Source organism: Secundilactobacillus angelensis, assembly GCF_012641075.1.
Lineage (GTDB): Bacteria > Bacillota > Bacilli > Lactobacillales > Lactobacillaceae > Secundilactobacillus > Secundilactobacillus angelensis.
In genome coordinates, this window is sequence record NZ_JAAXLJ010000002.1 from 132,819 (window position 1) to 155,013 (window position 22,195).

26 protein-coding genes and 1 pseudogene are annotated in these 22,195 nt (G+C 43.7%); 18 read left to right on the forward strand and 9 right to left on the reverse strand.

Annotation, left to right across the window (positions count from 1 at the left end; genetic code table 11):
• Nucleotides 1–350 precede the first annotated feature (350 nt).
• The 13 genes and pseudogenes from HC026_RS01485 to HC026_RS01540 all read left to right on the forward strand — a co-directional run bounded on the left by HC026_RS01485 (nucleotide 351) and on the right by HC026_RS01540 (nucleotide 9,759).
• Nucleotides 351–1,388, forward strand: coding sequence for a HesA/MoeB/ThiF family protein (locus HC026_RS01485; protein ID WP_168924209.1), 1,038 nt, complete (start codon nucleotides 351–353; stop codon nucleotides 1,386–1,388).
• A complete protein-coding gene (locus tag HC026_RS01490) occupies nucleotides 1,385–1,852 on the forward strand; it encodes a MogA/MoaB family molybdenum cofactor biosynthesis protein (protein ID WP_168924210.1) in 468 nt (155 codons plus the stop codon). The genes HC026_RS01485 and HC026_RS01490 overlap by 4 nt, the downstream gene beginning before the upstream one ends.
• Nucleotides 1,853–1,864: 12 nt before the next feature.
• Entirely contained in the window at nucleotides 1,865–3,085 is a 1,221-nt protein-coding gene (locus tag HC026_RS01495) for a molybdopterin molybdotransferase MoeA (RefSeq protein ID WP_168924211.1), read from the forward strand.
• Nucleotides 3,064–3,420, forward strand: a pseudogene (gene mobB / locus HC026_RS12780) (molybdopterin-guanine dinucleotide biosynthesis protein B); the annotation flags it as partial. The gene HC026_RS01495 and the pseudogene mobB, both read left to right, overlap by 22 nt.
• A gap of 126 nt (nucleotides 3,421–3,546) precedes the next feature.
• On the forward strand, nucleotides 3,547–4,026 hold the full coding sequence (gene moaC / locus HC026_RS12785; protein WP_232843561.1) for a cyclic pyranopterin monophosphate synthase MoaC: 480 nt from the start codon (nucleotides 3,547–3,549) through the stop codon (nucleotides 4,024–4,026).
• Nucleotides 4,027–4,039: 13 nt separating this feature from the next.
• Complete coding sequence (locus tag HC026_RS01505) at nucleotides 4,040–4,612, forward strand: molybdenum cofactor guanylyltransferase (protein WP_232843556.1); 573 nt, start codon at nucleotides 4,040–4,042, stop codon at nucleotides 4,610–4,612.
• Entirely contained in the window at nucleotides 4,602–4,859 is a 258-nt protein-coding gene (locus HC026_RS01510; RefSeq protein WP_168924213.1) for a hypothetical protein, read from the forward strand. The genes HC026_RS01505 and HC026_RS01510 overlap by 11 nt, the downstream gene beginning before the upstream one ends.
• Nucleotides 4,860–4,953: 94 nt before the next feature.
• Complete coding sequence (locus HC026_RS01515) at nucleotides 4,954–5,388, forward strand: GAF domain-containing protein (protein WP_168924214.1); 435 nt, start codon at nucleotides 4,954–4,956, stop codon at nucleotides 5,386–5,388.
• Nucleotides 5,389–5,414: 26 nt separating this feature from the next.
• Nucleotides 5,415–6,455, forward strand: a complete 1,041-nt coding sequence (locus HC026_RS01520; RefSeq protein WP_168924215.1) for a sensor histidine kinase — start codon at nucleotides 5,415–5,417, stop codon at nucleotides 6,453–6,455.
• On the forward strand, nucleotides 6,455–7,108 hold the full coding sequence (locus tag HC026_RS01525) for a response regulator (RefSeq protein ID WP_168924216.1): 654 nt from the start codon (nucleotides 6,455–6,457) through the stop codon (nucleotides 7,106–7,108). The genes HC026_RS01520 and HC026_RS01525 overlap by 1 nt, the downstream gene beginning before the upstream one ends.
• A 421-nt stretch (nucleotides 7,109–7,529) precedes the next feature.
• Entirely contained in the window at nucleotides 7,530–7,796 is a 267-nt protein-coding gene (locus HC026_RS01530; RefSeq protein ID WP_168924217.1) for a hypothetical protein, read from the forward strand.
• Nucleotides 7,797–7,814: 18 nt separating this feature from the next.
• Nucleotides 7,815–8,792 (forward strand): hypothetical protein, encoded by a 978-nt coding sequence (locus tag HC026_RS01535; protein WP_168924294.1) that lies wholly within the window; start codon nucleotides 7,815–7,817, stop codon nucleotides 8,790–8,792.
• 19 nt (nucleotides 8,793–8,811) lie between these two features.
• Nucleotides 8,812–9,759 carry a polyprenyl synthetase family protein gene (locus tag HC026_RS01540; RefSeq protein ID WP_168924218.1) on the forward strand — a complete coding sequence of 316 codons (948 nt, stop codon included), beginning with the start codon at nucleotides 8,812–8,814 and terminating at the stop codon, nucleotides 9,757–9,759.
• A 66-nt stretch (nucleotides 9,760–9,825) separates the two neighbouring features.
• On the opposite strand, the gene HC026_RS01545 is transcribed toward HC026_RS01540, so the two are convergent.
• The 3 genes from HC026_RS01545 to HC026_RS01555 form a co-directional block, all read right to left on the reverse strand.
• Nucleotides 9,826–10,821, reverse strand: a complete 996-nt coding sequence (locus HC026_RS01545) for a D-2-hydroxyacid dehydrogenase (protein WP_168924219.1) — start codon at nucleotides 10,819–10,821, stop codon at nucleotides 9,826–9,828.
• Between the two features lie 137 nt (nucleotides 10,822–10,958).
• Entirely contained in the window at nucleotides 10,959–11,252 is a 294-nt protein-coding gene (locus HC026_RS01550) for a GIY-YIG nuclease family protein (RefSeq protein ID WP_168924220.1), read from the reverse strand.
• Nucleotides 11,245–11,994 carry a tRNA1(Val) (adenine(37)-N6)-methyltransferase gene (locus HC026_RS01555; RefSeq protein ID WP_408640966.1) on the reverse strand — a complete coding sequence of 250 codons (750 nt, stop codon included), beginning with the start codon at nucleotides 11,992–11,994 and terminating at the stop codon, nucleotides 11,245–11,247. The genes HC026_RS01550 and HC026_RS01555 overlap by 8 nt, the downstream gene beginning before the upstream one ends.
• 257 nt (nucleotides 11,995–12,251) lie before the next feature.
• Here HC026_RS01555 and HC026_RS01560 point away from each other — a divergent pair, with 257 nt between their 5' ends.
• Nucleotides 12,252–12,884 (forward strand): lysophospholipid acyltransferase family protein, encoded by a 633-nt coding sequence (locus tag HC026_RS01560; protein ID WP_168924222.1) that lies wholly within the window; start codon nucleotides 12,252–12,254, stop codon nucleotides 12,882–12,884.
• A gap of 33 nt (nucleotides 12,885–12,917) precedes the next feature.
• Nucleotides 12,918–13,553, forward strand: coding sequence for a carbonic anhydrase family protein (locus HC026_RS01565; protein ID WP_168924223.1), 636 nt, complete (start codon nucleotides 12,918–12,920; stop codon nucleotides 13,551–13,553).
• Between the two features lie 47 nt (nucleotides 13,554–13,600).
• Here HC026_RS01565 and HC026_RS01570 read toward each other — a convergent pair whose 3' ends face one another.
• The 4 genes from HC026_RS01570 to HC026_RS01585 form a co-directional block, all read right to left on the reverse strand.
• On the reverse strand, nucleotides 13,601–15,397 hold the full coding sequence (locus HC026_RS01570; RefSeq protein WP_168924224.1) for an ABC transporter ATP-binding protein: 1,797 nt from the start codon (nucleotides 15,395–15,397) through the stop codon (nucleotides 13,601–13,603).
• Nucleotides 15,384–17,141: an ABC transporter ATP-binding protein gene (locus tag HC026_RS01575; RefSeq protein WP_168924225.1), complete on the reverse strand. Its 1,758-nt coding sequence runs from the start codon at nucleotides 17,139–17,141 to the stop codon at nucleotides 15,384–15,386. The genes HC026_RS01570 and HC026_RS01575 overlap by 14 nt, the downstream gene beginning before the upstream one ends.
• A gap of 78 nt (nucleotides 17,142–17,219) precedes the next feature.
• Entirely contained in the window at nucleotides 17,220–17,447 is a 228-nt protein-coding gene (locus HC026_RS01580) for a YneF family protein (protein ID WP_168924226.1), read from the reverse strand.
• Nucleotides 17,448–17,540: 93 nt separating this feature from the next.
• Nucleotides 17,541–17,783: a DUF896 domain-containing protein gene (locus tag HC026_RS01585; RefSeq protein ID WP_168924227.1), complete on the reverse strand. Its 243-nt coding sequence runs from the start codon at nucleotides 17,781–17,783 to the stop codon at nucleotides 17,541–17,543.
• A gap of 218 nt (nucleotides 17,784–18,001) precedes the next feature.
• Here HC026_RS01585 and lexA point away from each other — a divergent pair, with 218 nt between their 5' ends.
• Nucleotides 18,002–18,631: a transcriptional repressor LexA gene (lexA, locus tag HC026_RS01590; RefSeq protein WP_168924228.1), complete on the forward strand. Its 630-nt coding sequence runs from the start codon at nucleotides 18,002–18,004 to the stop codon at nucleotides 18,629–18,631.
• A 66-nt stretch (nucleotides 18,632–18,697) separates the two neighbouring features.
• Here lexA and HC026_RS01595 read toward each other — a convergent pair whose 3' ends face one another.
• On the reverse strand, nucleotides 18,698–19,864 hold the full coding sequence (locus tag HC026_RS01595; RefSeq protein ID WP_168924229.1) for a hydroxymethylglutaryl-CoA synthase: 1,167 nt from the start codon (nucleotides 19,862–19,864) through the stop codon (nucleotides 18,698–18,700).
• A gap of 25 nt (nucleotides 19,865–19,889) precedes the next feature.
• Nucleotides 19,890–20,279, reverse strand: coding sequence for a hypothetical protein (locus HC026_RS01600; RefSeq protein ID WP_168924230.1), 390 nt, complete (start codon nucleotides 20,277–20,279; stop codon nucleotides 19,890–19,892).
• Between the two features lie 164 nt (nucleotides 20,280–20,443).
• Between HC026_RS01600 and HC026_RS01605 the strand changes: the two genes are divergently transcribed.
• Together HC026_RS01605 and HC026_RS01610 are read left to right on the forward strand one after the other, a co-directional pair.
• On the forward strand, nucleotides 20,444–20,710 hold the full coding sequence (locus tag HC026_RS01605) for an HPr family phosphocarrier protein (RefSeq protein WP_168924231.1): 267 nt from the start codon (nucleotides 20,444–20,446) through the stop codon (nucleotides 20,708–20,710).
• A 120-nt stretch (nucleotides 20,711–20,830) separates the two neighbouring features.
• Entirely contained in the window at nucleotides 20,831–21,934 is a 1,104-nt protein-coding gene (locus HC026_RS01610) for a GH25 family lysozyme (protein WP_168924232.1), read from the forward strand.
• Nucleotides 21,935–22,195 lie beyond the last annotated feature (261 nt).

Here is a 22,195-nt window from a genome sequence, read left to right on the forward strand (position 1 = left end):
TCGCGAGAACTGGTGAATTTAAAAGTAAGCCATTTCCCTAATACCAACATTAGCATGTGAATTGTTATACTTCGACTAGGGAAAGTCCTATATTTCATAGCGTGAGTCCAAGCGTTTAGAGACTGGAGTATAGGGGGCTTCTCCCGTAATAACGCGGTTTTGGCGGTGTTGCGGGAGAAGTCCCCTATATGCAAGTCTCTGCTTGGGTGAACGCGTTTAGGCTATGTTGCACAATAACCGCAAGTCTCTGCTTAAACGAACTCATTTAAACGATGTCGTCAAAAAAGTGACCACAACCCCAATTAAAAAATAATTTATATTAAACAAAATCACTGAAAGGAGTCCTCCACATGAACCGTTACGATCGCCAAGAACGCGTCAAAGTCATCGGCAAAGCTGGTCAGCAAAAAATTGCTAAGGTGACCATCCTAATTGCTGGGGTCGGTGCCTTGGGCAGTTACACTGCCAGTCAACTCGTGAGAGCCGGTGTGGCGCACCTGATTCTAATTGATCCAGATGTGGTTTCGATGACGAATTTACAGCGCCAAGCTCTTTTCACGGAACAGGATGTAGCCGATGGTGTGTTTAAAGTCGACGCTGCCAAGAAACATTTACTTGCCATTAATCATGCCGTGACAATCGACGTCTATCCAGAACCACTGAACGAATCCCATTTGACAGATCTCAAATTTGACCTTGTATTGGACTGTTTGGATAATTTTCGAACCCGCGATTTTCTCAATAAAATGGCATTGAAACAACACTTTGACTACATTTTTGCCAGTTGTGCTGGGACCTTTGGCAGCGTCATGCCCGTTTCTCCATCTAGTCACGCTTGTTTAAGCTGTCTGTACCCGAATTTGGAAGAACTCAAACAAACTGATTGTGATTTGATTGGCGTCAACACCGCATTAGTACCATTGGTTTCCGGACTCCAAGTTTCATTGGCAATTCACTATTTAGTTGATAAAGTATCCGTAAACTTCGAACAACTTTCAACAATAGATAACTGGCAAATGACTTTCCAGAATTTCAGAGTCAAGAAAAATGCTAATTGTCCAATTTGCCAGCAAAACAATTGGTCAATTTCAACAGCCGAAAACTCGAATCAAGTGACCGTGCTTTGCGGCACCAAAACCTACGCCGTACAAATGAGTTCTTCACCGACTCTAGAAAACCTTAACGGCTGGCTGACGCAACACGGCATCGCTTTTCGCCAGTTCAAAAGCTTTTCCGCTTTTACGTGGAGCGGCTACTCAGTAAGTGTCTTCAAAACGGGTAAAGTGCTGATGTATGGCGTTCCCAACCTTAAAGACGCCACTGCAATCTATCAGAGTCTAACGCAGGCATTACGGCCCGGCGCAACCCAGGAGGCGACGTCGCTATGACAACAGCAATGATTTTAACTATAAGTGATACCCGTGACTTAACCTCTGATAAATCGGGTCAATACTTAGAAACAACGCTCCGAGCACATGGTGTCTCCGTCACAGATCGACAAGTAGTCATTGACGACACGGTTGATATTCAGTCACAATTTTTACAATTTGAACAGCAATCACCGGATTTAATTATTACTAACGGTGGTACTGGAATTGCTCAAAGAGACGTGACAATTCCTGCCTTGACACCATTATTACCTACCCTAGTTGAGGGCTTTGGGGAGACTTTTCGTCAACTCTCATTTGCCGAAATCGGCACCCGCGCCTTGGCTTCACGGGCTGTGGCTGCGTTTAACCAGCGCAACCAGCTTGTTTATTGCCTTCCAGGTTCAACTAACGCGTGTCAGACTGCGATGGAAGAACTCATCCTACCTGAATTTGAACATCTCATATTTGAACGACATAAATAAAGGAGAACCACTATGCTAACCAAAAGAAACCCCATTTCAATTGATGAAGCTCAAGAAAAAATAAACCAAGTTAAATTACCCATTCAAACCGAAACGATTCCCGTGGAAGAAGCGAACCACCGGGTGCTGGCAACAGCTATCACGTCACCTTACGCTTACCCTCATTTTCGACGGTCAGGCGTTGATGGTTTCGCCATTCGTGACTCGGATGATCACGACTACCCCAAAACGTTTAAAGTCGTGGGTAACATTCCAGCCGGTGAGACTTTTGATGGGCCACTAGGCGAAAACGAAACAGCACGAATCATGACGGGTGCTTTCGTTCCAGACAACGCTGATAAAGTCATCATGTTGGAAAAAACGACCGCAGTTGATAATAATGAACAGCTCATCAAAATAATGGGCACTGAAAAGCACAGCAATATCTCTGAAATTGGGAGTGAGTTTGTGCAAGGCCAAGAACTCATTGCAGCTGACACAGAACTGAACCCAGGCGGACTTGCGATTCTGTCCGCATTTGGTATTCGTGAGGTCACCGTATTCAAACGACCAACCGTGGCTATCATTACCACTGGCAGTGAATTAATACAGCCCGATGAACCCTTACAAGCAGGTAAAATCTATAACAGCAACGGTCCCATGATCAAGAACTTAGTTGCTGAAAGTGGCGGTGAAGTCACTCGTTACGAGCAGTTGGTGGATGATTCAGACTTGCTGAAAGCCTCGTTACAAAAAGCCATCGCTGAAAACGATATTGTGATCACGGACGGTGCGGTTTCGGTTGGCGACTTCGATTTCGTGGGTGACGCCGCGAGAAGTGCTGATATCCTGCTATTCAACAAAATAAAGATGCGGCCAGGCAGTGTCACCACCGCTTTCGTAGAAAATAAGACGCTAGTAATGGCTCTTTCTGGCAATCCTGGTGCCTGCTTCACCGGTTTTTACCTCTACGTCGAACCAGTCCTACGTCGATTTGTCCACCAAAAGACCCGCATCCAACAGACCACGGCAATATTAGCCGCACCCTACCATAAAACCAATAATTTTGACCGAGTTCTTCGCTGCCAATTCCAAATGAATTCTGATGGGCTAAAAGTCTATCCCAATGGTTCAGATCAATCAGGTGCACTGGGAAACTTACAGACCACGACTTGCCTAGTTAAAATCCCACATTCAAAAACACCCATCGAAGTAGACACAGAGGTGACAACATGGCTGCTACCCTTCAAATAATCGGTTATAAAAACAGTGGTAAAACAACAGTGACTGAAGCGCTCATTAAAGCGTTAAGCCCTGACTACCAAGTGGCTGCGATCAAGCACGATGCACACGTTGCCGCCATGGACAAAAAGGGCACTGATACTGACCGGTTCGCACGAGCTGGTGCACACAGTGTTGTTTTACAGTCAGATGATGATTTGTTTCTCCACCAAACAAAAGACGCCCCAACTTCTGCAACTAAAATTGCTAACTGGTTGCCAGACGCGACGGATATTTTACTCATTGAAGGGTTTAAACCGGACCCATTTCCCAAAATTGCAATGCTTCGAGCCTCTGACTCCCGAACTGACTTCAATGATTACAAACAAATTCAAGCCTTCGCGAGTTTGACCCCACATGCTGAAGCTGAACTCGTTGGTTTGCGAGCTATTATTGACTGGGTAGCTGCCAACATTTTGAAAGGAACTGATCACATGACAGTCGAATTGACCCACTTTAACGATCAAAACCGCGCTAAGATGGTGGACGTCACAGACAAAGAAATTACCCACCGAGTTGCGATAGCCACGGGGGAAATCACGATGCAACCTGCCACTTTAGAGCGAATTCACCAAGGTCAAATCAAAAAGGGAGATGTATTGGCGGTTGCTCAAGTCGCCGGGATTATGGCTGCCAAACAAACCAGCAGTCTAATTCCCATGTGTCATCTGATTCCGCTGACTGGCGTGGACATTCATTTTGAAGATAATGATCAAGACACGATCACGGTGACCGCACAGGTGAAGACCAAACACGTGACGGGGGTGGAAATTGAAGCCCTTCAGGCCGTTCAAACCACCCTCTTAACCATTTATGATATGTGTAAAGCCATTGACCGCGGGATGCTCATTTCTAACGTCCACTTAGTTGAAAAGGACGGCGGCAAGAGCGGGCACTTTATTTATCAAGGCTGAAGAAGGGGACAGTATGATGATTGGCGTGGTGTTAGCTGGCGGTGAATCCCGCCGATTCAAACAAGATAAAGCCTTGTATCGGCTACCTGGTCAGTGTGTGAATAATGCCCAACTGGCAGTCGACAAACTCAGTCTGTTGTGTGACCGCGTTTTAGTGAGTGCAAACGCAAAAAACGTATCGACACTGACCAGACAATTTGCTCATTCTCAAAATGTCGAGGTAATCTCAGACCTGCCACCATTTGATAAACGCGGTCCGCTCAGTGGCATCTACGCTGCTGCCTGTCAGTTCAACACGCCAACTGACCTGCTAATTCTGGCGGTGGACTACCCCTACGTTTCAATTGAGGTCCTATCCCGCCTCGCGGATCATGATAACTGCTACGCCCGGACACCCGATGCCGATCACTACACCCTTGCCCATTTCTCAACGACTTCACAAATTCTGCACGATTTTTTAATGCTGGATGACTATCGTTTACGCCATTTCATTACTGAAGTTCAGCAGTGTGACCCAATTTCATTTGCTAACGCTGAGCTTTTTATTAATTTCAATACTCCGGAGGCTGATTTCCATGCTCACTAAAAACCAAATGTCCGATTCAGATTTTCAAAAGTTGCTGCAAGTTGCGCTCACCGACCTCACCATTAGACGAACCCTAGTCGAAAATACCGTGGCCGAAGTCAACGAGGAAATGCGGTCGTTGGAAAAAGATGACCGCCTGGATAAACTAGATATGCAAATTCAAGCCATCGCCCACGACTACGATCATTACAAACAATTTGTGAACCCAAATTTCAAGCTTGATATCAATCAGGAATATTCAGAATAGTAAAAATATTCCGTTTTTATGTGAATAATATGAATTTTTAGAGTCAAAGCGCTTCCAATTAGGGACAAAAATGTTATCATAGGAGGTAATCAACTTGAGTCTGGAAAACGTGGATACACAGCACGATTATCAACACTTGGTTAACCATATTTACCAGGTTGATGACTTCGATTTCGTCGGCGTTGCACTGTATGCTACCGATCAATCAACCATCAAATGGTACTTCGTTGCTGGAAACCAGAACGAGCAATTTCGAAAAATCGTACTTCGAAGTGGTATTGGTATTGCCGGATTAGTCGTTAGAACAGGTAAGCCCTTTTGGAAGAACAGCCTCCAAGATTACGAGTATACTGACAAGATGTATACGCCAATCGCGCGAGTGGAGTCGCTGCAAAACGCGGCTGCTGTTCCCATTTATCTGTCTGCGGTAAAGTTAGTCGGTGGTGTGCTTCTTGCCGGCTACCGGTCAAATCACCCCGTCTCAAACGAAACAACCAGTCGGCTTTCCCAATACCTGGACACTTTTTAAAGTGCGGCGTTGGGAGGTCGGCTTTTTTGTTAGAAACACTCAATTGGATTGAACGTTACTTCGATGAGGTTACGGATGCAGTCTTTATTTTTAAAGAAGAACAGTTATTGGTCAGCAACCAGTTGGCTAAAAGTCTTCAAACTGAACTGAACATCGATCCAAACTACTTAGCAGAAGTGGCTAATACGTCCGTTAAGCAAAAGCTTTCCCCCACTGACGACTGCTTTAAATGTTCAATCCGCAATCTGATGAAAGAAATTTCAATTCCCATCACGCTAGCAAACGATAAATTACACCCGTTGGAATACTTCCTGATCTACCACGTCATCGATGCGGATAACCACATTTTTTCACTAACGCTCAAGAGTCGCGGCATCATTGAACGAATGGACCAAGTGGCGGAACAGAAGCAACTTAACCAATACGTCAACCGGGCACATGAAGAAGAACGCAAGAAGATTTCGGCTGACCTGCACGATAGCATTGCCCAAGGTGTTTATTCCGCCATTATGGGCGTTCGACGCCTGCAAGAAGAATCACTGGATGAGGCCAGTACTAAAGCACTGGCTCAAATTATTGAACGTCAGCTAAACGACACCTTAACCGAAGTCAAAGGGATGGCACTAGATATCCGCCCATCCGTTCTGGATAACTTTGGTTTGTTGCCGGCACTTCGTGTATTGGCCCAACGAACTGAAGAAAACTCGGGCGTCGACGTTGAAGTTGTTGGCAAAGCTGAGACGGATCAATTATCGACGAACGTGCAAAGCGTGCTTTACCGAATTGCGCAAGAATCCATTCATAATGCATTAAAACATGCCCAAGCCAGTGAAATTAGTCTGCTACTGGTGGCACACGACCATTTCATCAATCTAGAGATCATCGATAATGGCGTTGGTTTTGATATTCCTAAACATCGGCAATTTAACGGTCGATCACTTGGCTTAATGAACATGAATGAACGGGTAAAGGCACTCAACGGTTCTTTTGAGATCTCGTCTGAGCCGGGAAATGGCACCACGGTTACTGCCAAATTTCCTATTACCCACCTAAAGGGGGCACATTGATGTACAAAGTATTAATTGCCGATGACCACGCCGTTGTTCGTTTTGGCCTATCAACATTAGTGAATAAACAACCTGAGTTTCAAGTGGTCGATGAAGCCGCTAACGGTACAGATACTTATTTGAGGGTGGAACAAGGCGACATTGATATTTTAATCATGGATCTCAGTATGCCCCCTGGCGAAAGTGGTCTGATTACGACTAAACGAATTCACGATAATTTTCCTAAAGTCCGTATTCTGATTCTGTCCATGCATGAAGAACAGGAATACATTAATCAAGCGCTCCATAACGGTGCCATGTCATACGTTTTGAAGAGTTCCTCTGATGACGAGCTGCTTCATGCCTTGCATCATTTGATGAACGGTCAGCAGTACGTTGATCAAAATATCAAACTGACAACCGATGATTTAGCCAAAATCAACCAGGACGGCGCAAACGTTAATTTGGAGGGCTATAAGGGCCTGTCAAAACGCGAGAGTGAAGTCTTACCACTCATCACCCTAGGCTATTCTAATAAGGAAATTGCCTCAGAGCTCTTCATTTCTACCAAAACCGTGGAAGCTCATAAGGCCAATATCATGGCTAAGCTGCATTTGAAAAACCGGGCAGAATTGATTCGCTACGCAATTCATAATAAATTAATTGATTTATAACTCATTTTAAGATTGCATCATTGTGAGGCTGTGACACAACTCGGTAGATTCCAGAATATAAAGCCAAATAACGTCATTCCGATGGTTTTTATCGGGATGGCGTTTTTGGTGTTATATGGCCGGAATCTGAGTCGTAGAACAGGCTAAGCCTATATGCAAGTCACGGATTAAAGCAAATTTTATGATGTGTGTGTGTCAAGAAATTGAACTAAATCCTTGTCCATATAGACTTATATCACAAGCCCATTTTATTAATAATGTGTCTGAAAACCGTCAGCATGTTTATCTGCTGTGTCGGTGCTGACTGCTGAAGGTCATTTCATAACAAGCGTTCACTCTTTAGGCCTTTTCCCTATATCTCCCATACCATTATTCAGCTAGAATAAATATAAGCAGTTTAAACTGGAAGGAGTAATAGCTTATGGCACACAACGTTAGTCACGATGCAGAATTACTGGGGATTTTAAACGATGTCAATAATCACCGATTTCGGCAAGGCCGTCAACTGAATCCAAACTCAATGCTCTATACCACGATCAAAGCAGCAAACGATGCTGGTTATTTGAACGACGCTGTTTTAGACGATACTTATAGTGCAACTCTTGCCAGTGCAGATTTATCAACCGCAACGCTTACTGAGAGCGGTGAACGAAAATTACAAGCCTTGATCAAGGCTTCTGAAGCCTAGGAGGCAGCCATGATGGATATGGACGCTAAACAAAAATTAGCTGACAAATACGATAATATTGCAATTTACACATCGGGTTTTTACGCCGACCCGGAAGATTCTTTGGGCTCTCGCAGCAAGTTAATGGAAACTTTGAAATCGCTGACGATGAACCAACACGCTGACACCCCGTTTTCTCTGCAAATTATGACTACCAATGGCGAGATCAACGTGATGCCCTTAGGACTTTTAAGCTTGGATGAACTTAAACAATATGAAAATGAGCACCGTCAGGCAGTTGGCCTAAATGATGACGATGATCGCATCCCGATGGTGATTCAATTTGCGCCGCACACAGAACACGGGAAAATACAGAAGCAAATTGTCGGCACCACCAATGATCTATTTGATCACTTTAATGATCAGTTTCCAAAGATTTGGGCAGTTGTACAAGATTATTTAGCGGCTAATCAAGAAATTCTGATTGGGATTGAGCGCGATCTACTGACGGATGCTAAGGACGTGCAATCAGAGTACCTCAATAATTTTAAAACTATGACGCCGGAAGAACGAAAGCAAAACGTTGGCTATGAATTGAAAAACGAAGAACTGGAACATTTCAGTTATTTTATGGCTGATATGCACGAAATTCAGGCAGTGGTTATGTCAGCCGCGTCATTTACCCAACACGAGATTATGGGCGATAATTTATTTGCCGCTGTGATGAATGACCGGGTATTACGGAATACGTTTTTCTGGGTACTTGATAATACTTTTTATGAAATTATGTATTACTTCATTGAAAAGACCCGTGCAATGTCCGACAGTGATAAAGCCATCAAACATTTACGCCATCAAAAGAAACTCATGATCATTAATATGCGAAACGATGCCTTTGAACGGGCGCAACAAGCACTGGATGACCCCAAGCAAACCATTGATCTCAATCATTATTTCACGGATATCTTTATCCCAGTAGCAGAACAGTTCTCTGCCGAATTGGATAAATTTAACTAACTAATGAGGAGATGCTGATATGGCCTTTAACGCCAATAATTATACCGTTGATGTTGCACTGGAAGATGATTTTCAGTCGTGGCTAAGCCAACAACCCGCTGTCGTCAAAGAGCCAGCTAAAACCGTGGCCAATGACCAACACCGCCATTTTCGACAAGCCCTGTGGACCCTGTTTTGCCAATCTAAAACTGATCGTCATGACAGGGCTGAACAATCATCGGGAACAGTTGAAGCCCTGGCACTAGCCAGCGGTTTAATCCCAGCTACGTTCAGGCCACGGCAGCTTTCGCTCAGTGATGTGGCTATGGCCAAAGCTCAGGCTTATAGTAGTCAATACTTATATGGATACGTTGTTGCGAACATTGCAGCCGCCGAACTCCCTCACACAGAAGCCACCACCCTACTCCAAACGGCACAAAACTTCTGGTTGGCAAGTACGGCACGTCTGCAGCTCAATTTCAACCAGCGTGAGCGGGTTGCTGACTATTTGAAAGATGCTAAAGCTCGGTCCGGTGCGCTTGGCGCCATGACTTGTCGATTAGCCGCCGTGGTGTCGGGCACTACTGACAGAGCTATCACTGACTTGATCAGCACGATTGGTGAGACGCTGGGTGTGATTGAGCAAATCTTGACAACCGTTAATAAATGCCATGACAGTTTGGATTTCAAAACACTGATTATGAGCGGGAACTACCCACTGTCGTTACTTTTCGCCTTAGAGGAAGAAGGCGACTGGTTTGATACTTTCTTTAAGGCCACTACCAAGCCAACACCAGATCAATTTGAAATTGCACGAAAACTAACGATTCAAACTGGCGAACAATCAGCCATCCAACTGGCCAAAGAATTGGTTAACCAGACCCAATTGGATGCCAAAGCTTTACCTGAAGGGTCTCAACGTGAACCATTGACCAACTTGTTACAGCAATTAGAAAATGACTGTCACTATGAATCAAGTCACCAGTAAGGTGGAAAAACTTCTGACTATAAAAAAACGACCCTCACAGGTCGTTTTTTTGCTTATTCATTCGATTTAGAATTTAACTTGGCTATCGTCAGAACCCTTTTCGATTAAGTTAACGTTGCTGTTCAACGCAAACTGAACCATGTTCTTAACAGCAGTTTCAGTATAGAAGGCAACGTGTGGTGTAACCAAAACGTTATCACGCTTGAGCAAGTTCTTCAAACGTTCGTCTGGAATAGCATCAAAGCTGCCAAAGTCGGTGTTAAAAATACCAACTTCGTCTTCGTATACATCAAGAGCAGCCCCGGCAACTTTACCTGAATCCAAGGCACGAATCAATGCATCAGTATCAATCAAAATACCACGTGCAGCGTTGATGATGAAAACACCATCTTTCATCTTGCCAAAGGCTGCATCGTTAAGCATATGTTCGTTTTCCTTGGTGGCTGGTGAGTGAACAGTAATGACATCAGCTTTGGCGTAAAGTTCATCCAAAGTATCAACGTAAATACCGTCTTTTTCTAATTCTGGATTATGATAAACATCATAACCAATGATTTTAGCACCAAAGCCGCGGCAAATATCGATTACTTTGCGGCCAATCCGACCAGTAGCAATCACACCAACAGTCATCTGATCTAATTCTTTAGCAATGGTTGGAGCCCACCGAAGATCACCCTGAGCAATTTTACGGTCAAAGGTGTTCGTCCGACGTAGCAAACGCATTAATTGGGTAACAGCCAATTCGGCAATTGCGCTTGGTGAATATGCAGGTACGTTAGTAACTTTGATGTCGTTACGCTTGATAGCATCTGCGTCAACATTATCAACACCAACGTTACGTAATGAGAGTGACTTGATTCCGAAACTAGCTAACTTGTCCAAAACTGCGCCGGTGTATGGCTTTTGTTGGTAAACAACAGCACCGTCATACCCCTTAGCTTGGTCAACAGTTGATTCATCTAACAACTCGGCAACGGCTTTAACCTCGATACCCTTGTCTTTTGACCATTGTTTCAGATAAGGCATTTCATCATCACGAATACCATATGCAATAATTTTCACAATTGTTTCCTCCATTCACTGATATACAACCATTTTATCATGTTTTCATCAGCTTGATAAGCGTTTCATTGAATTGTGATGAAAAAGCTACCGTTAGTAGTTACATTTTTTAATTGATTTATTGAAAACTCATTCACTCACTTCTCAATTTGGTCAATGGAAAGACCATGCGCCATCAAATATGCAATTTTGGCTCTTCTCGATTGGTGTTTAAACGCATATTCTGCCTTTAAAGCAGCCGATTTATTGTCAAACGTCTCGAAGTAAATCAACTTTAAGGGGTGTCGGCTTTTAACCTTTGTGTACTTGGCACCCTTGCCAGCTTGATGCGCGGCAAACCGTTTGTAAACATCCGTGGAATAACCACCATACAGCGTGTTATCGGCACAAAGCAGCACGTAAAAATAATACGCTTTAATCTCACTAGTCACCGTAAAGCATCTTCTTCACAGGTTCAGAATAATCGCCAGATTCATCATATGTCATTAATGATGGGAGTACTTTTAGCCCGGTCATCTGGCCATCTTTAATCGCCTCAACCAACACAATGTTGGCATCGCGTCCTGGCTTGGGGTAAACGAATTGTAGTCGTTTTACCGCTAAGCGATGGTTGGCCATAATAGACGTCAGATCAAGTAACCGGTCAGGCCGGTAGACGAAAAAAGCCTTGCCAGTCGTCTTTAACAGACCACTGGTCACCTCAACAACCGTCTCAAGCGAGGTGGCAATTTCATGTCGGGCAATCGCTAAGTATTGGTTGGGATTCTTCTTGCTATCTGGTAAGTCCGCAAAGTACGGCGGATTGCAAACCACTGTTTCGACCGAATCTTTACGAATTTGATTATAGATCGTGGCTAAATCTTGCTGATAAACCGTAATCTTATTCTCAAGTTGATTTAACGCAACCGAGCGCCGGGCCATATCAGCCAGTCGCGGTTGAATTTCCACCATGGCAATTGATCCCTTCACCCTCGGTGCCATGAATAAGCCGACTGCCCCATTGCCAGCACATAAATCGACGAGTTCACCTTTTTGCTTTAATGGCGGCTTCGCAAAATTCGCCAGCAATACAGCGTCAAGTGAGAAAGAAAAGACTTGTGGGCTCTGAATAATTTTAATTTCCTGGCTGTAAAGCTGATCGATTCGCTCACCAGGTAGCAGTTTTGGAGTTATCAAATAATCACCCATTTCATTGATGTTTCGACTATTTATCCCTATAATAGCCAGTATTGTAATCGCTTATGCCAAATGACTCGGTTAGATCAACGCCTAACCATCTTACTATTTTATTAAAACATATCAAGTGTTAAAGACCGTTAAAATTTGTATGATTGAACACCTAATCGTCATCGATACCACTATTCAAGATTTTTATGCCCCAGTGGTTTATAATAATTAAGACTATAAACTTTACGTAGGAGAGGAACAACATGTTTTATTCTTTTATGCGAGTTATTGCTCGCCTGGTGGTCTACATCATTAATGGTAAACCACGCTTCGAACACACCGAAAGATTACCCAAGGGCAACTACATTCTGGTCGGTCCGCACAGAACTTGGTTTGACCCAATTTACTACGCCTTAGCTGGCAGTCCTAAAAAATTCAGTTTTATGGCAAAAATCGAATTATTTAAGAACCCGATTTTACGTTGGGTACTGGACCATGCCAATGCTTTTCCAGTCGACAGAAAGAATCCTGGTCCTTCAGCCATTAAAACGCCAGTCCGTCTGTTAAAAAACAGTGACTTGTCGTTAATCATGTTCCCGTCTGGCACTCGTCATTCCAAGGAGTTAAAGGGTGGTGTGGCCGTCATTGCTAAATTATCGAAAGTACCAATTGTGCCCACTGTTTATCAAGGTCCCTTAACGTTTAAACAATTGTTTACTCGTCAAAAGATTACCATTTCCTTTGGAGAATCATTTACGGTCGATCCAAAAATGAAGTTGAACGATGAAGGATTCAAACTGATTGAAACCAAAATGCAGGAAGGATTCGATCAGCTTGATAAGGAAATCGATCCTAACTTCCACTATGTGGATCCAAAAGCAAAGAAGCAGGCATAGTGCTGGTCGCATGTTTACGAAAGTAGGCCAATTATGTTTAATTATCAGCATCAGACTGCTTGGCAACCAATTACTGGCCGGCAACAATCTCCAATTGATTTATTAACTGATCAAGCGACGAAAGTGCATGCGCTTTTACCAATCAAAACTATCGCACCTTACCACCTGGACTTAGACACCGATGACCGTACAACGATCAAGGTATCGGGAACTGGCCGTATAACACTGTTTCAACGTGAGTTCAGCTTCACCCAACTACATTTTCACCGCCCATCAGAACACTTGATCAATGGCAAAAAGTCACCATTTGAAATTCATTTTGTGCATCAAAACGACATTGGTCAATTAGCTGTAATCGCTCTGTTGGTACCCGTTGGTAATCAGAATTTGCCACTGCAGTACCTAATCGAACACTTTCAGCAAGGCCAGCAAACACCGATTGATTTCCATTTAAATGACTGGCTGCCAAGTGTCCCTGAAGGTTTCCATTACCTAGGTTCTTTAACCACTCCACCGTTAACCGAGGGCGTTGAGTGGGCTGTTATAACCAATCATCGAATAACCATCAGTCAACAACAGTTGGACTGGTTCAAACAAGTTTTTCCAGCAAATAATCGACAGGTTCAAGCTTTGAATAAGCGATCACTCTTTTATTACCAGAAACACTAAAAGGACAGGCTTCACGCGTAGTTGCGTGGCAAGCTTGTCCTTTTGCTTTAATCTAAATGTGCTGTATTTTGTAATTGAATCATATCGTAGTAGGCACCCTTCTTGGCCATTAACTGGTCATTCGTACCCCGCTCGATAATTTTACCATGGTTGAGCACCAAGATCATGTCGGCGTTTTGAATTGTCGATAACCGATGGGCAATCGCAATGGTCGTACGCCCGGACTGCAATTTGGCTAAACTTTTTTGAATTTCCTGTTCGGTTTCCGTATCAATATTTGCAGTCGCTTCATCCAAAATTAACACTTTGGGGTCGGTGACCACCGTTCGGGCAAATGAAATCAGTTGTTTTTGACCACTGGAATAACCATTGCCGCGCTCGATAACTTTGGAATCGTAACCACGCGGCAGAGATTCAATCATATCATCCGCATTTACGAAGGCCGCTGCAGCACGAACTTGTTGATCGCTAATCGACCGATCAAACATTCTGATATTTGAAGCCACCGTGCCATAGAAAAGGAACGGCTCTTGAAGAACTAATCCCATTTTTTGACGTAAAGCTGCATAATCATATTCGCGAATGTCGTGACCATCGATTAAAATCTGACCAGACTGAAAATCGTAAAAACGCATTAAAACGTTGATAATCGAAGACTTACCGCTACCAGTCTCGCCAACCAGTGCAACAGTTTGGCCCGGCTCAGCAACAAAAGAAATATCCGTTAAAATTGGCGTTTCACTATCATATGAAAAACTAACGTGGCGAAATTCAATTTTACCAGCTGTAATCTGCCTCCCAGCTACCGGTCGCTGCTTTGGAATGGCAGTCTTATCTGCCATCAACTTCATCACTCGCGATCCAGAAACGATTCCTTCTTGAAAGTCACTAAGATTGTCCATCATGCTAGTCATTGGGTTAAATAAATTATTTAAATAAGTGACAAAAGCATAAATCATTCCGGCTGGAACAAAACCATTGAGACCGCGAACACCAAGAAGCGTCAGTACAAAAATAACGCCTAGAGAATAAAACAAATCGATCAGGGGACTCAGTAAGAGTGAATTAACCCGAATCATGGCCTGCCGCGACTTGAAATACGCGCTGTTGGTTTCATCAAACTCATGGTTCATCCGCTTTTCTTGCCGGAATTGTTGAATAATACTAATTCCCGTAATTGCTTCTGCAAGCCGAGCATTTAGTTCACTCAACCGTTCACGCATCCGACGATAAACCTTTGAACTGTATCGCTGATAGTACCAAATTGTGAGCAGCAAGAGCGGTAATAAAACTAATAACCACACGGCCACTCTGGCGTTTAGGAAAAACATCGCAATCACTGATGAAATCACGGAAAATAAAGCGACAATCAAGCTACTGAACAGCTGCCAAAATGTGCTAAAGGACATCGTGTCGTTGGTCAGCCGTGACAAAATTGATCCACCAGGAATTTGATCATAAAACCGCATTCCTGAGTGGTGCAATTTTTCAAACAACTGACGCCGAACGCTTTCTAGCATGTACTCGGCACCCATACTGTAGAGGTAAGTTTGAAAGAATTGCATGACGGCACGGGTAATCATTGAAAAGAAGTACAAGCCAGCAAATAGCCACATGACCTTCAAATCAGCTCGACCCACTTTAAGGTAATTATCCATATAATTGCTTAAAATCATCGGTAGCATAATATTGACGACGCTGACAAGAGCAGCTAAAACGATGGCAACAATAAAGTGCCGCCAGTATGGCTTAGCGTACCCAATCAAACGTGAAACAATGCTCATCTGCTCCTTCACTGGGATAGTCTTCGCCCAGGCGGATTCACGTCCATTATTTTTCACCATTAGCCCCCCTTACCCGCATTTCAAGCTCTTGCCGTTCAAACATCTGCCGGTACCAGCCGTCATGCGCCATTAATTGATCATGAGTACCGCGTTCTGCAACCATCCCGTGGTCCATCACGATAATCTCATCTGCTCGCATCACTGAACTCAACCGGTGTGCCGCGATAATCGTTGTTTTTCCAACTCTCTCACGATGCAAGTTGGTTAAAATTTTACTTTCGGTTTCAGCATCCACAGCTGAAAGGGCGTCGTCCAAAATGAGCAATTCCGGCTGGATCAGTAACGCCCGGGCAATTGCTACCCGCTGGCGCTGTCCACCAGACAGCGAAACGCCCTCTTCGCCAACTAATGTGTCATAACCATTTTCAAGCTGGTCAATCTGCGATGCCAAATCAGCATCTTCAACCGCTTGTTCGACTTCTTTATTAGTTGCTTCAGGCTTGGCAAAAGCAATGTTTTCACGAACCGATTCTGAAAACAGGAAACTGTCCTGAGGCACGTAGCCAATCGCTGGTAAATAACTATCTAATTGATAATCAAGAATGTTAGTATCGCCGTACTTGATCCACCCTTGATAACGTTCAAATTGCCTAAGCAGCAGCCGCATGATTGTAGTCTTCCCAGCACCAACTCTGCCAACGATACCCAGTGTTTTGCCCGCTGGAATTGTAAACGAGACATTCTTAAGTGCCACTTGCGGGTCATCTGGATAATGGAAGTTGACCACGTTAAAATCTAAATCCCCCTCTGGCCGGTGACCAACACCTTCTGTTTGATCAACCACTTGAGACTTCTCGTTAATCAGGTTCATCACCCGGTCGTAGCTGGCATTACCACGTTCCATAGTGTTAAACAGCATTCCCACGGCAAAAATCGGCCAAATCATCATCGAAAGGTAAGTAATGAACGAAACCAAATTACCAATCGTAATCACGTGACTGACGACCAATGATCCCCCCATGACGATGGTAGCAACGTATGCTAAAGCAATAATCACCGTTGTAATAGGATCAAATAACGCATCTAACCGGTTAACCCGACGATTCACGTTAATTGTTTGATCAACCTGTTGATTAAAATCATCGATGTCTTCTTGTTCTTGGCCGAGACTCTTGATGACCTTGACACCACTGATGCTTTCCTGGGCCTTATTATTTAAGCGAGAAAAAGCGGCCTGCGAATCACGGAAGGCGATGTTGATTTTCTGACCCAAATAGTACGCCATCACGGCTAATAATGGGAAAGGCAGAACCGCAATTAACGTCAGTCGCCAATTAACTAAGGTCATCATCGCGATCAACGTTGTTCCACCGGTGATGATGGAGTCGGCAAATTGTAAAATACCGCCACCAGCAACACGCTGAACAGCCTGCAAGTCATTGGTAGCACGAGCCATCAAATCCCCCGTACGATACTTCTGATAGAAGGTTTGATCCATCGTCATGTAATGACCAAAGAGCCGCTGTCTCAGCGTTTTTTCCAGTTTTGCGGCAGCACCCCAAATCGCAGTCCGCCACATGTAGCGGGCACCATACTGGCCAAGTGCTGCAGCCAAAAGAATCAATAAATCAACCACTAAACTTTTGACTGTTAACTGATGTCCATGAATCAAATCAACGAGAATACCAATCATCCGTGGCGGAATAACTGCTAACAGAGCAGTGATTAATAACCCAAGTAAGCCGAATAAATAAGTCTTCCATTCTGCCTTGAAATACCAACCTAATTTTTTAAAGATACTCATATGGTCCCCACCTCCTGTATGCCTAACGAAATTAAAAAAGACTCGGGATCACCCAAGCCTTCGCTTCAAGAATGCGTATTAGCGCTTTTCTGATTGCTGCTGTTTCATGCTGTTCATCATCTGATGCAACTTCTTTTCTGAAGGACGTTGTCCCATTTGCATCATCATCATGCGCAATTGGTCTTCGTTGATCGGCGGGTTCTCACGAATGTACTTCTCCATGTACCGACGAGCTCCAAAGAAACCAAGTGCTAAACCAGCTAATAAAGCAACGATTACAATTAGAATCCAAATTCCAGTGCTCAAGTGGCTGTGCCTCCTTTACAGTAACTTCCAGTAATCAATATTACACAAGTTTAGACCATTTTAAAAGGGATTCTGAAGGAATCTATCAAACGGTTACCGTAAACCCTTCTTTTTTTGAATTTCCTGAACCTTTTTCGGGGTAACTTCCTTACCGGATTTATCGAAAACACGTAACATTTCAATATCGCTTTTAAAACCTTCACGGAACTTCTTCAGATACTTTTGCCGAAGGTCTTTGCGTTCGATTTTTTCTAACTCTGTTAAGCCCTCTGCTTTTGCTTTTTTTGCTAATTCATTGATGCGGGCGATTAACTCTTTCATTTCAGTTTCTGCCATTAATCTCACTCCCTTGTACAAACATGCTTTAACATAATAACTCGAAACCCTTATTGGTTCAAGGAAGAAAGCTCATATATAGTAAGGAATTTTAAATAACGTGATGAATGGTCGATTAAAAATGCTAAATATCGCCAAAAAAGCGAACACTTGTTTGAAATAGGCCGTCAACTATGCTATGATAGCGTTAAATCAAACGGAATGTTCGAGGTGAAACCATGACAAAATCTTCAGACTCAAAGCAACTCGCAATTCTGCGATTTATTTATAACCAGACACAATCACACGGTTATCCGCCAACAGTGCGTGAAATTGGTGAAAAGGTTGGTTTAAGCTCTACTTCAACCGTGCATGGTCACATCGCAAGATTGGCCAAAAAGGGGTTATTAATTAAGGATCCTACAAAACCGAGGGCCTTGGAAGTCACAGAATTAGGTGTCGAAGCTCTGGGTATTGTGAACACCCCCACCAAGATCCCTGTTTTAGGAACGGTGGCTGCTGGAGAACCGATTTTAGCAGTTCAAGAAGCGACCGATTACTTTCCGATTCCCGACGAGTTAATGGATGAAGCTAGCGACTTATTCATGCTTCAAATTCGCGGTGAAAGTATGATTAACGCTGGTATTTTGAACGGTGACAAAGTGATCGTCAAAAAACAGCACTCTGCCGAGAATGGTCAGATTGTGATCGCGATGACCGAGGAAAACGAGGCTACCTGCAAACGATTCTACAAGGAAGATCACTACTATCGCCTACAACCTGAAAACGATACAATGGATCCAATCATCCTAAATCAGGTCACTGTCTTAGGCAAAGTCGTTGGGCTGTACCGCGACGAAATTTTTTAAAGAACCCGGTTTCACCGAAACTCAAAAAGTCGATTTCATCATTGAAATCGACTTTTTTGTTGCATTTTACTTGTTATTCCGATCTAAATATTGTCGCTGATCATGCTGTATCCCCGTCAAAACAAACCGGGCGTCATCATCACTTAAATCAAGTAACACATCATGATTTGGTAGTTGTTGCGTAAACAGCCGCTCATACTGTGTCATGTCCAACCGCTGACGACTTTTAAAATAGGTCGAAAACCACTTTTGTGATTCAGTAGCATCGAATTCATCACTCACTGTACCGCTGAAAAATTCACCTTCTGCACCTGATCCATAACTAAACAAACCTAATCGCTGTCCTGGTTTCAAAGCAGCGTTGTCGAACAGCGAGCGTAGACTCAAATACAATGATCCTGTGTATAGGTTCCCTACTTGCCGGTTATACTGCCGACTAGCTTCAAAGTTTGCCATGAGTTCTTTTTGCTGTGACTCACTTGCCTCAGGTAGAATCGCACGCAAGGCTTTTAAGCCCATCTTCGTAAAGGGGAGGTGGAAAGCAAACGCCGTAAAGTCCCCAATGCTGCGTTTGCTTTGCGCTTGATAATCGCGCCAAACGGCTTTAAAGAAATCAATGTAAACATTTTCCGAAAACCGACCGTCCACTAAAGCTTCAGTCCGGTAAAGGGGGCGCCAGAAGTCCATAATATCTTCAGATCTAAAAGCCGTTTCATCATCCAGATTGAATAGTTGAGGGTTTGCGCTGATAGTCATAGCGACTGCGCCACCCCCTTGAGTCACCTCACCTGGCGTGTTCAACCCATAGCGAGCGATGTCGGCGCCGATAACTAACACTTGTTGATCTGGATGTAGTCGAACGAAATCATGTGCGAATTGAACACCCGCTGTGGCACCGTAACAAGCTTGTTTAATTTCCACGGCCCGAATTGCATCTGGTAATTTCAATAACCGTTTAAGATAAATGGCTGCTGACTTAGAGTTATCAATGCCAGATTCAGTACCAAATAATACCATGGCAATCTTATCGCGATTAGCATCTGTAACTACCCTAACCGCTGCATTAGCAGCCAGTGTCACAGCATCTTGAGTCACTGGAATGACAGCCTGCTCAGACTGACCAATGCCAATTTTATATTTATCCGGTTCCTCGCCCCTTGCATGTGCTAAGTCGACGAGGTCCAAATAAGTCTTGGGCGTATAAAACGCCAACTGGTCGATTCCAATTTGCATAATATTCTCCTTACTGCAGTTTTCGTTAGTCTCCTAAATAGTGATAATTATAATCCATGCCTTGCTTATACAACTGATAGGAGGCCTCAGTTTCATCCGCAAAGATCACCGAAATGGCAGGTGTTCCCCATGATGAATAACCCCAAAAAACGGTGTCATCATAGTCGTAACTGTCATTAGGTTTACGGTAAAATCCCCGTGTACGGTCCCAGACCGTGCCATGAGTCCGTATCCAGTCCTCTGCGATGCCGGCTTTGACTTCATCCAGCCGTTCGTCGTTATCTAAGATCAGCTGTCGCAACTGATCCCAGTCAATCTGCCAATCATGCTGCTTGGGCCGGGGCTTCCCCGGTTGATAAACCGTTGAAGATTCAATAACGTTTAATTCAATCGGGACCAGGTCTTGAAAACGCATTTGAATCACTCCTTATAATTAAATTCACTAATTACTGCTTCTGCTTTTCATTTATTCCCATACCATGCTATCATAGTATTAACCGCTTACCAAGCAGTGTCTTCACAACGAACGGCTGTTACAAAGAAACGCAAACTAATTTTATCTAAGATGGGGTGTTGAGATTGGTAAGTACTACAATTAAGGTCGTTGCATCAGATGGATTAACAGGCGATGTTGTCAATCAACTGACCAATGAATTATCAAAATATCAATTTAAAATCATGCTTAAGTATCAGGGAACCACCACGATTGCCACTAGTTCACTTGGCGTCATGAGTTTAGGCGTCCCCAGTGGTGCTAATATAGAATTGAGTGTTGATGGTACCACTGATCAATTGGAAAAAGTTATTCAAACTTTGATAGATAAACAGCTGGTTGCCAAAATATAACCTCCAATCATTAACCGATTGCCGATGAAGCAGTCGGTTAATTTAATAAAAAATAAATTTTATCCGAGTTATACTATTACTACAACCATTACAACGAAAATGTTTAAGGGGATTTTATTAATGCAATTATCAAAACAATTATTAACTGGGCTGGTTACAGCTGGTGCCGTCTTTTTTGTCGGCGCACATAGCGCCAGTGCCGCTCTTAGTCCTAACAGTTCACAGCCACGAACTGATATGGTCGACTTATCCAGTTGGCAGTCCAATCTGGGGGCCAGCGATTACCAAAAAATGCACGATGCTGGGGTTAAAGCGGTGGCTATCAAAGCTACTGAAGGCACATCTTATAAGAGTCCCGTTTTGTCTTCACAGACACAGAATGCGCAAAACGCAGGCTTGTCCGTTAACTATTACCATTTCGCTCATTTCACCTCCATCGATAGTGCTAAAGCAGAAGCTCAGAACTTTATTAACGCTGTTCAGTCTGTCACCAGCTCAAAGAGTATGGTCATGGTAGTAGACTTTGAATCCAGCGAACTTTCAGGCCTATCCAAGAGTCAAAACGACGCTGACCTTGCAGCCTTCGACAGTGTCTTAAACGCAGCTGGATACAATAAAACTGACTTATACACAATGGCCAGCTGGGTTGGCAGCAAAATTGATACCAACGATAGTAATAAGGGCTGGATCGCACAGTGGCCTTCAAACCCAACCGGCACTGAGTATCCTTCTGCTAACGCATGGCAATGGGCTTCCGACTATCGCTTCAATGGTGAGTCTCAGAACCTAGACGTCAGCCAGCTAAATAACGATTTCTACGTTAATGGTGATGCCAACACTGCAGCGCACACCAGTTCAAGCAGTTCAACACCAAAAACGACTCTGGTTAAAGTGCCAGCGCCAGCGCCAACTTCGACTTCCAGCTCAACTTCTAACTACTCGGCTAGTCGCTCAAATTCAGTTAAGTTAGTTTGGCGGGGTTCAATGCATCGCCACGCTTATTGGACACTTTCTGGTGCCCGCTACTCAAAGCATTTAGGGATTAAGTATGCTGAGATGAAGAACTTGCCACACACGACCTGGTACACAGATGGTCATGAAAAATTATACCGAAAAGCTTCAAACAACTCGGCAATTTACTACCACGTTAGAAGTGGCAATGGCAAACATGCCGGATGGATTTGGCGCGGATATCTCCATGCTGGCGTTAATCCAAACGCATAAATCAACCATTCAATCACAAAACGGCGGAAAACCTGAATTGGGTTATCCGCCGTTTTAAGTATTTTCAGCAGCGTTCCCCACTCTCTTTTAAAGGGAAAATGCTATACTATTCTTTGAGAAGGAGTGACAAATATGACTGAAAAACCCGAAAAGCCGAAGACGACATTTAAAAAAATTCGTCGCGGTATGCCTGGCAACTGTCCTCAATGTCACCACGAAATGACGATTTATTACGGCATGAATCACTGCCCTTCATGTGGT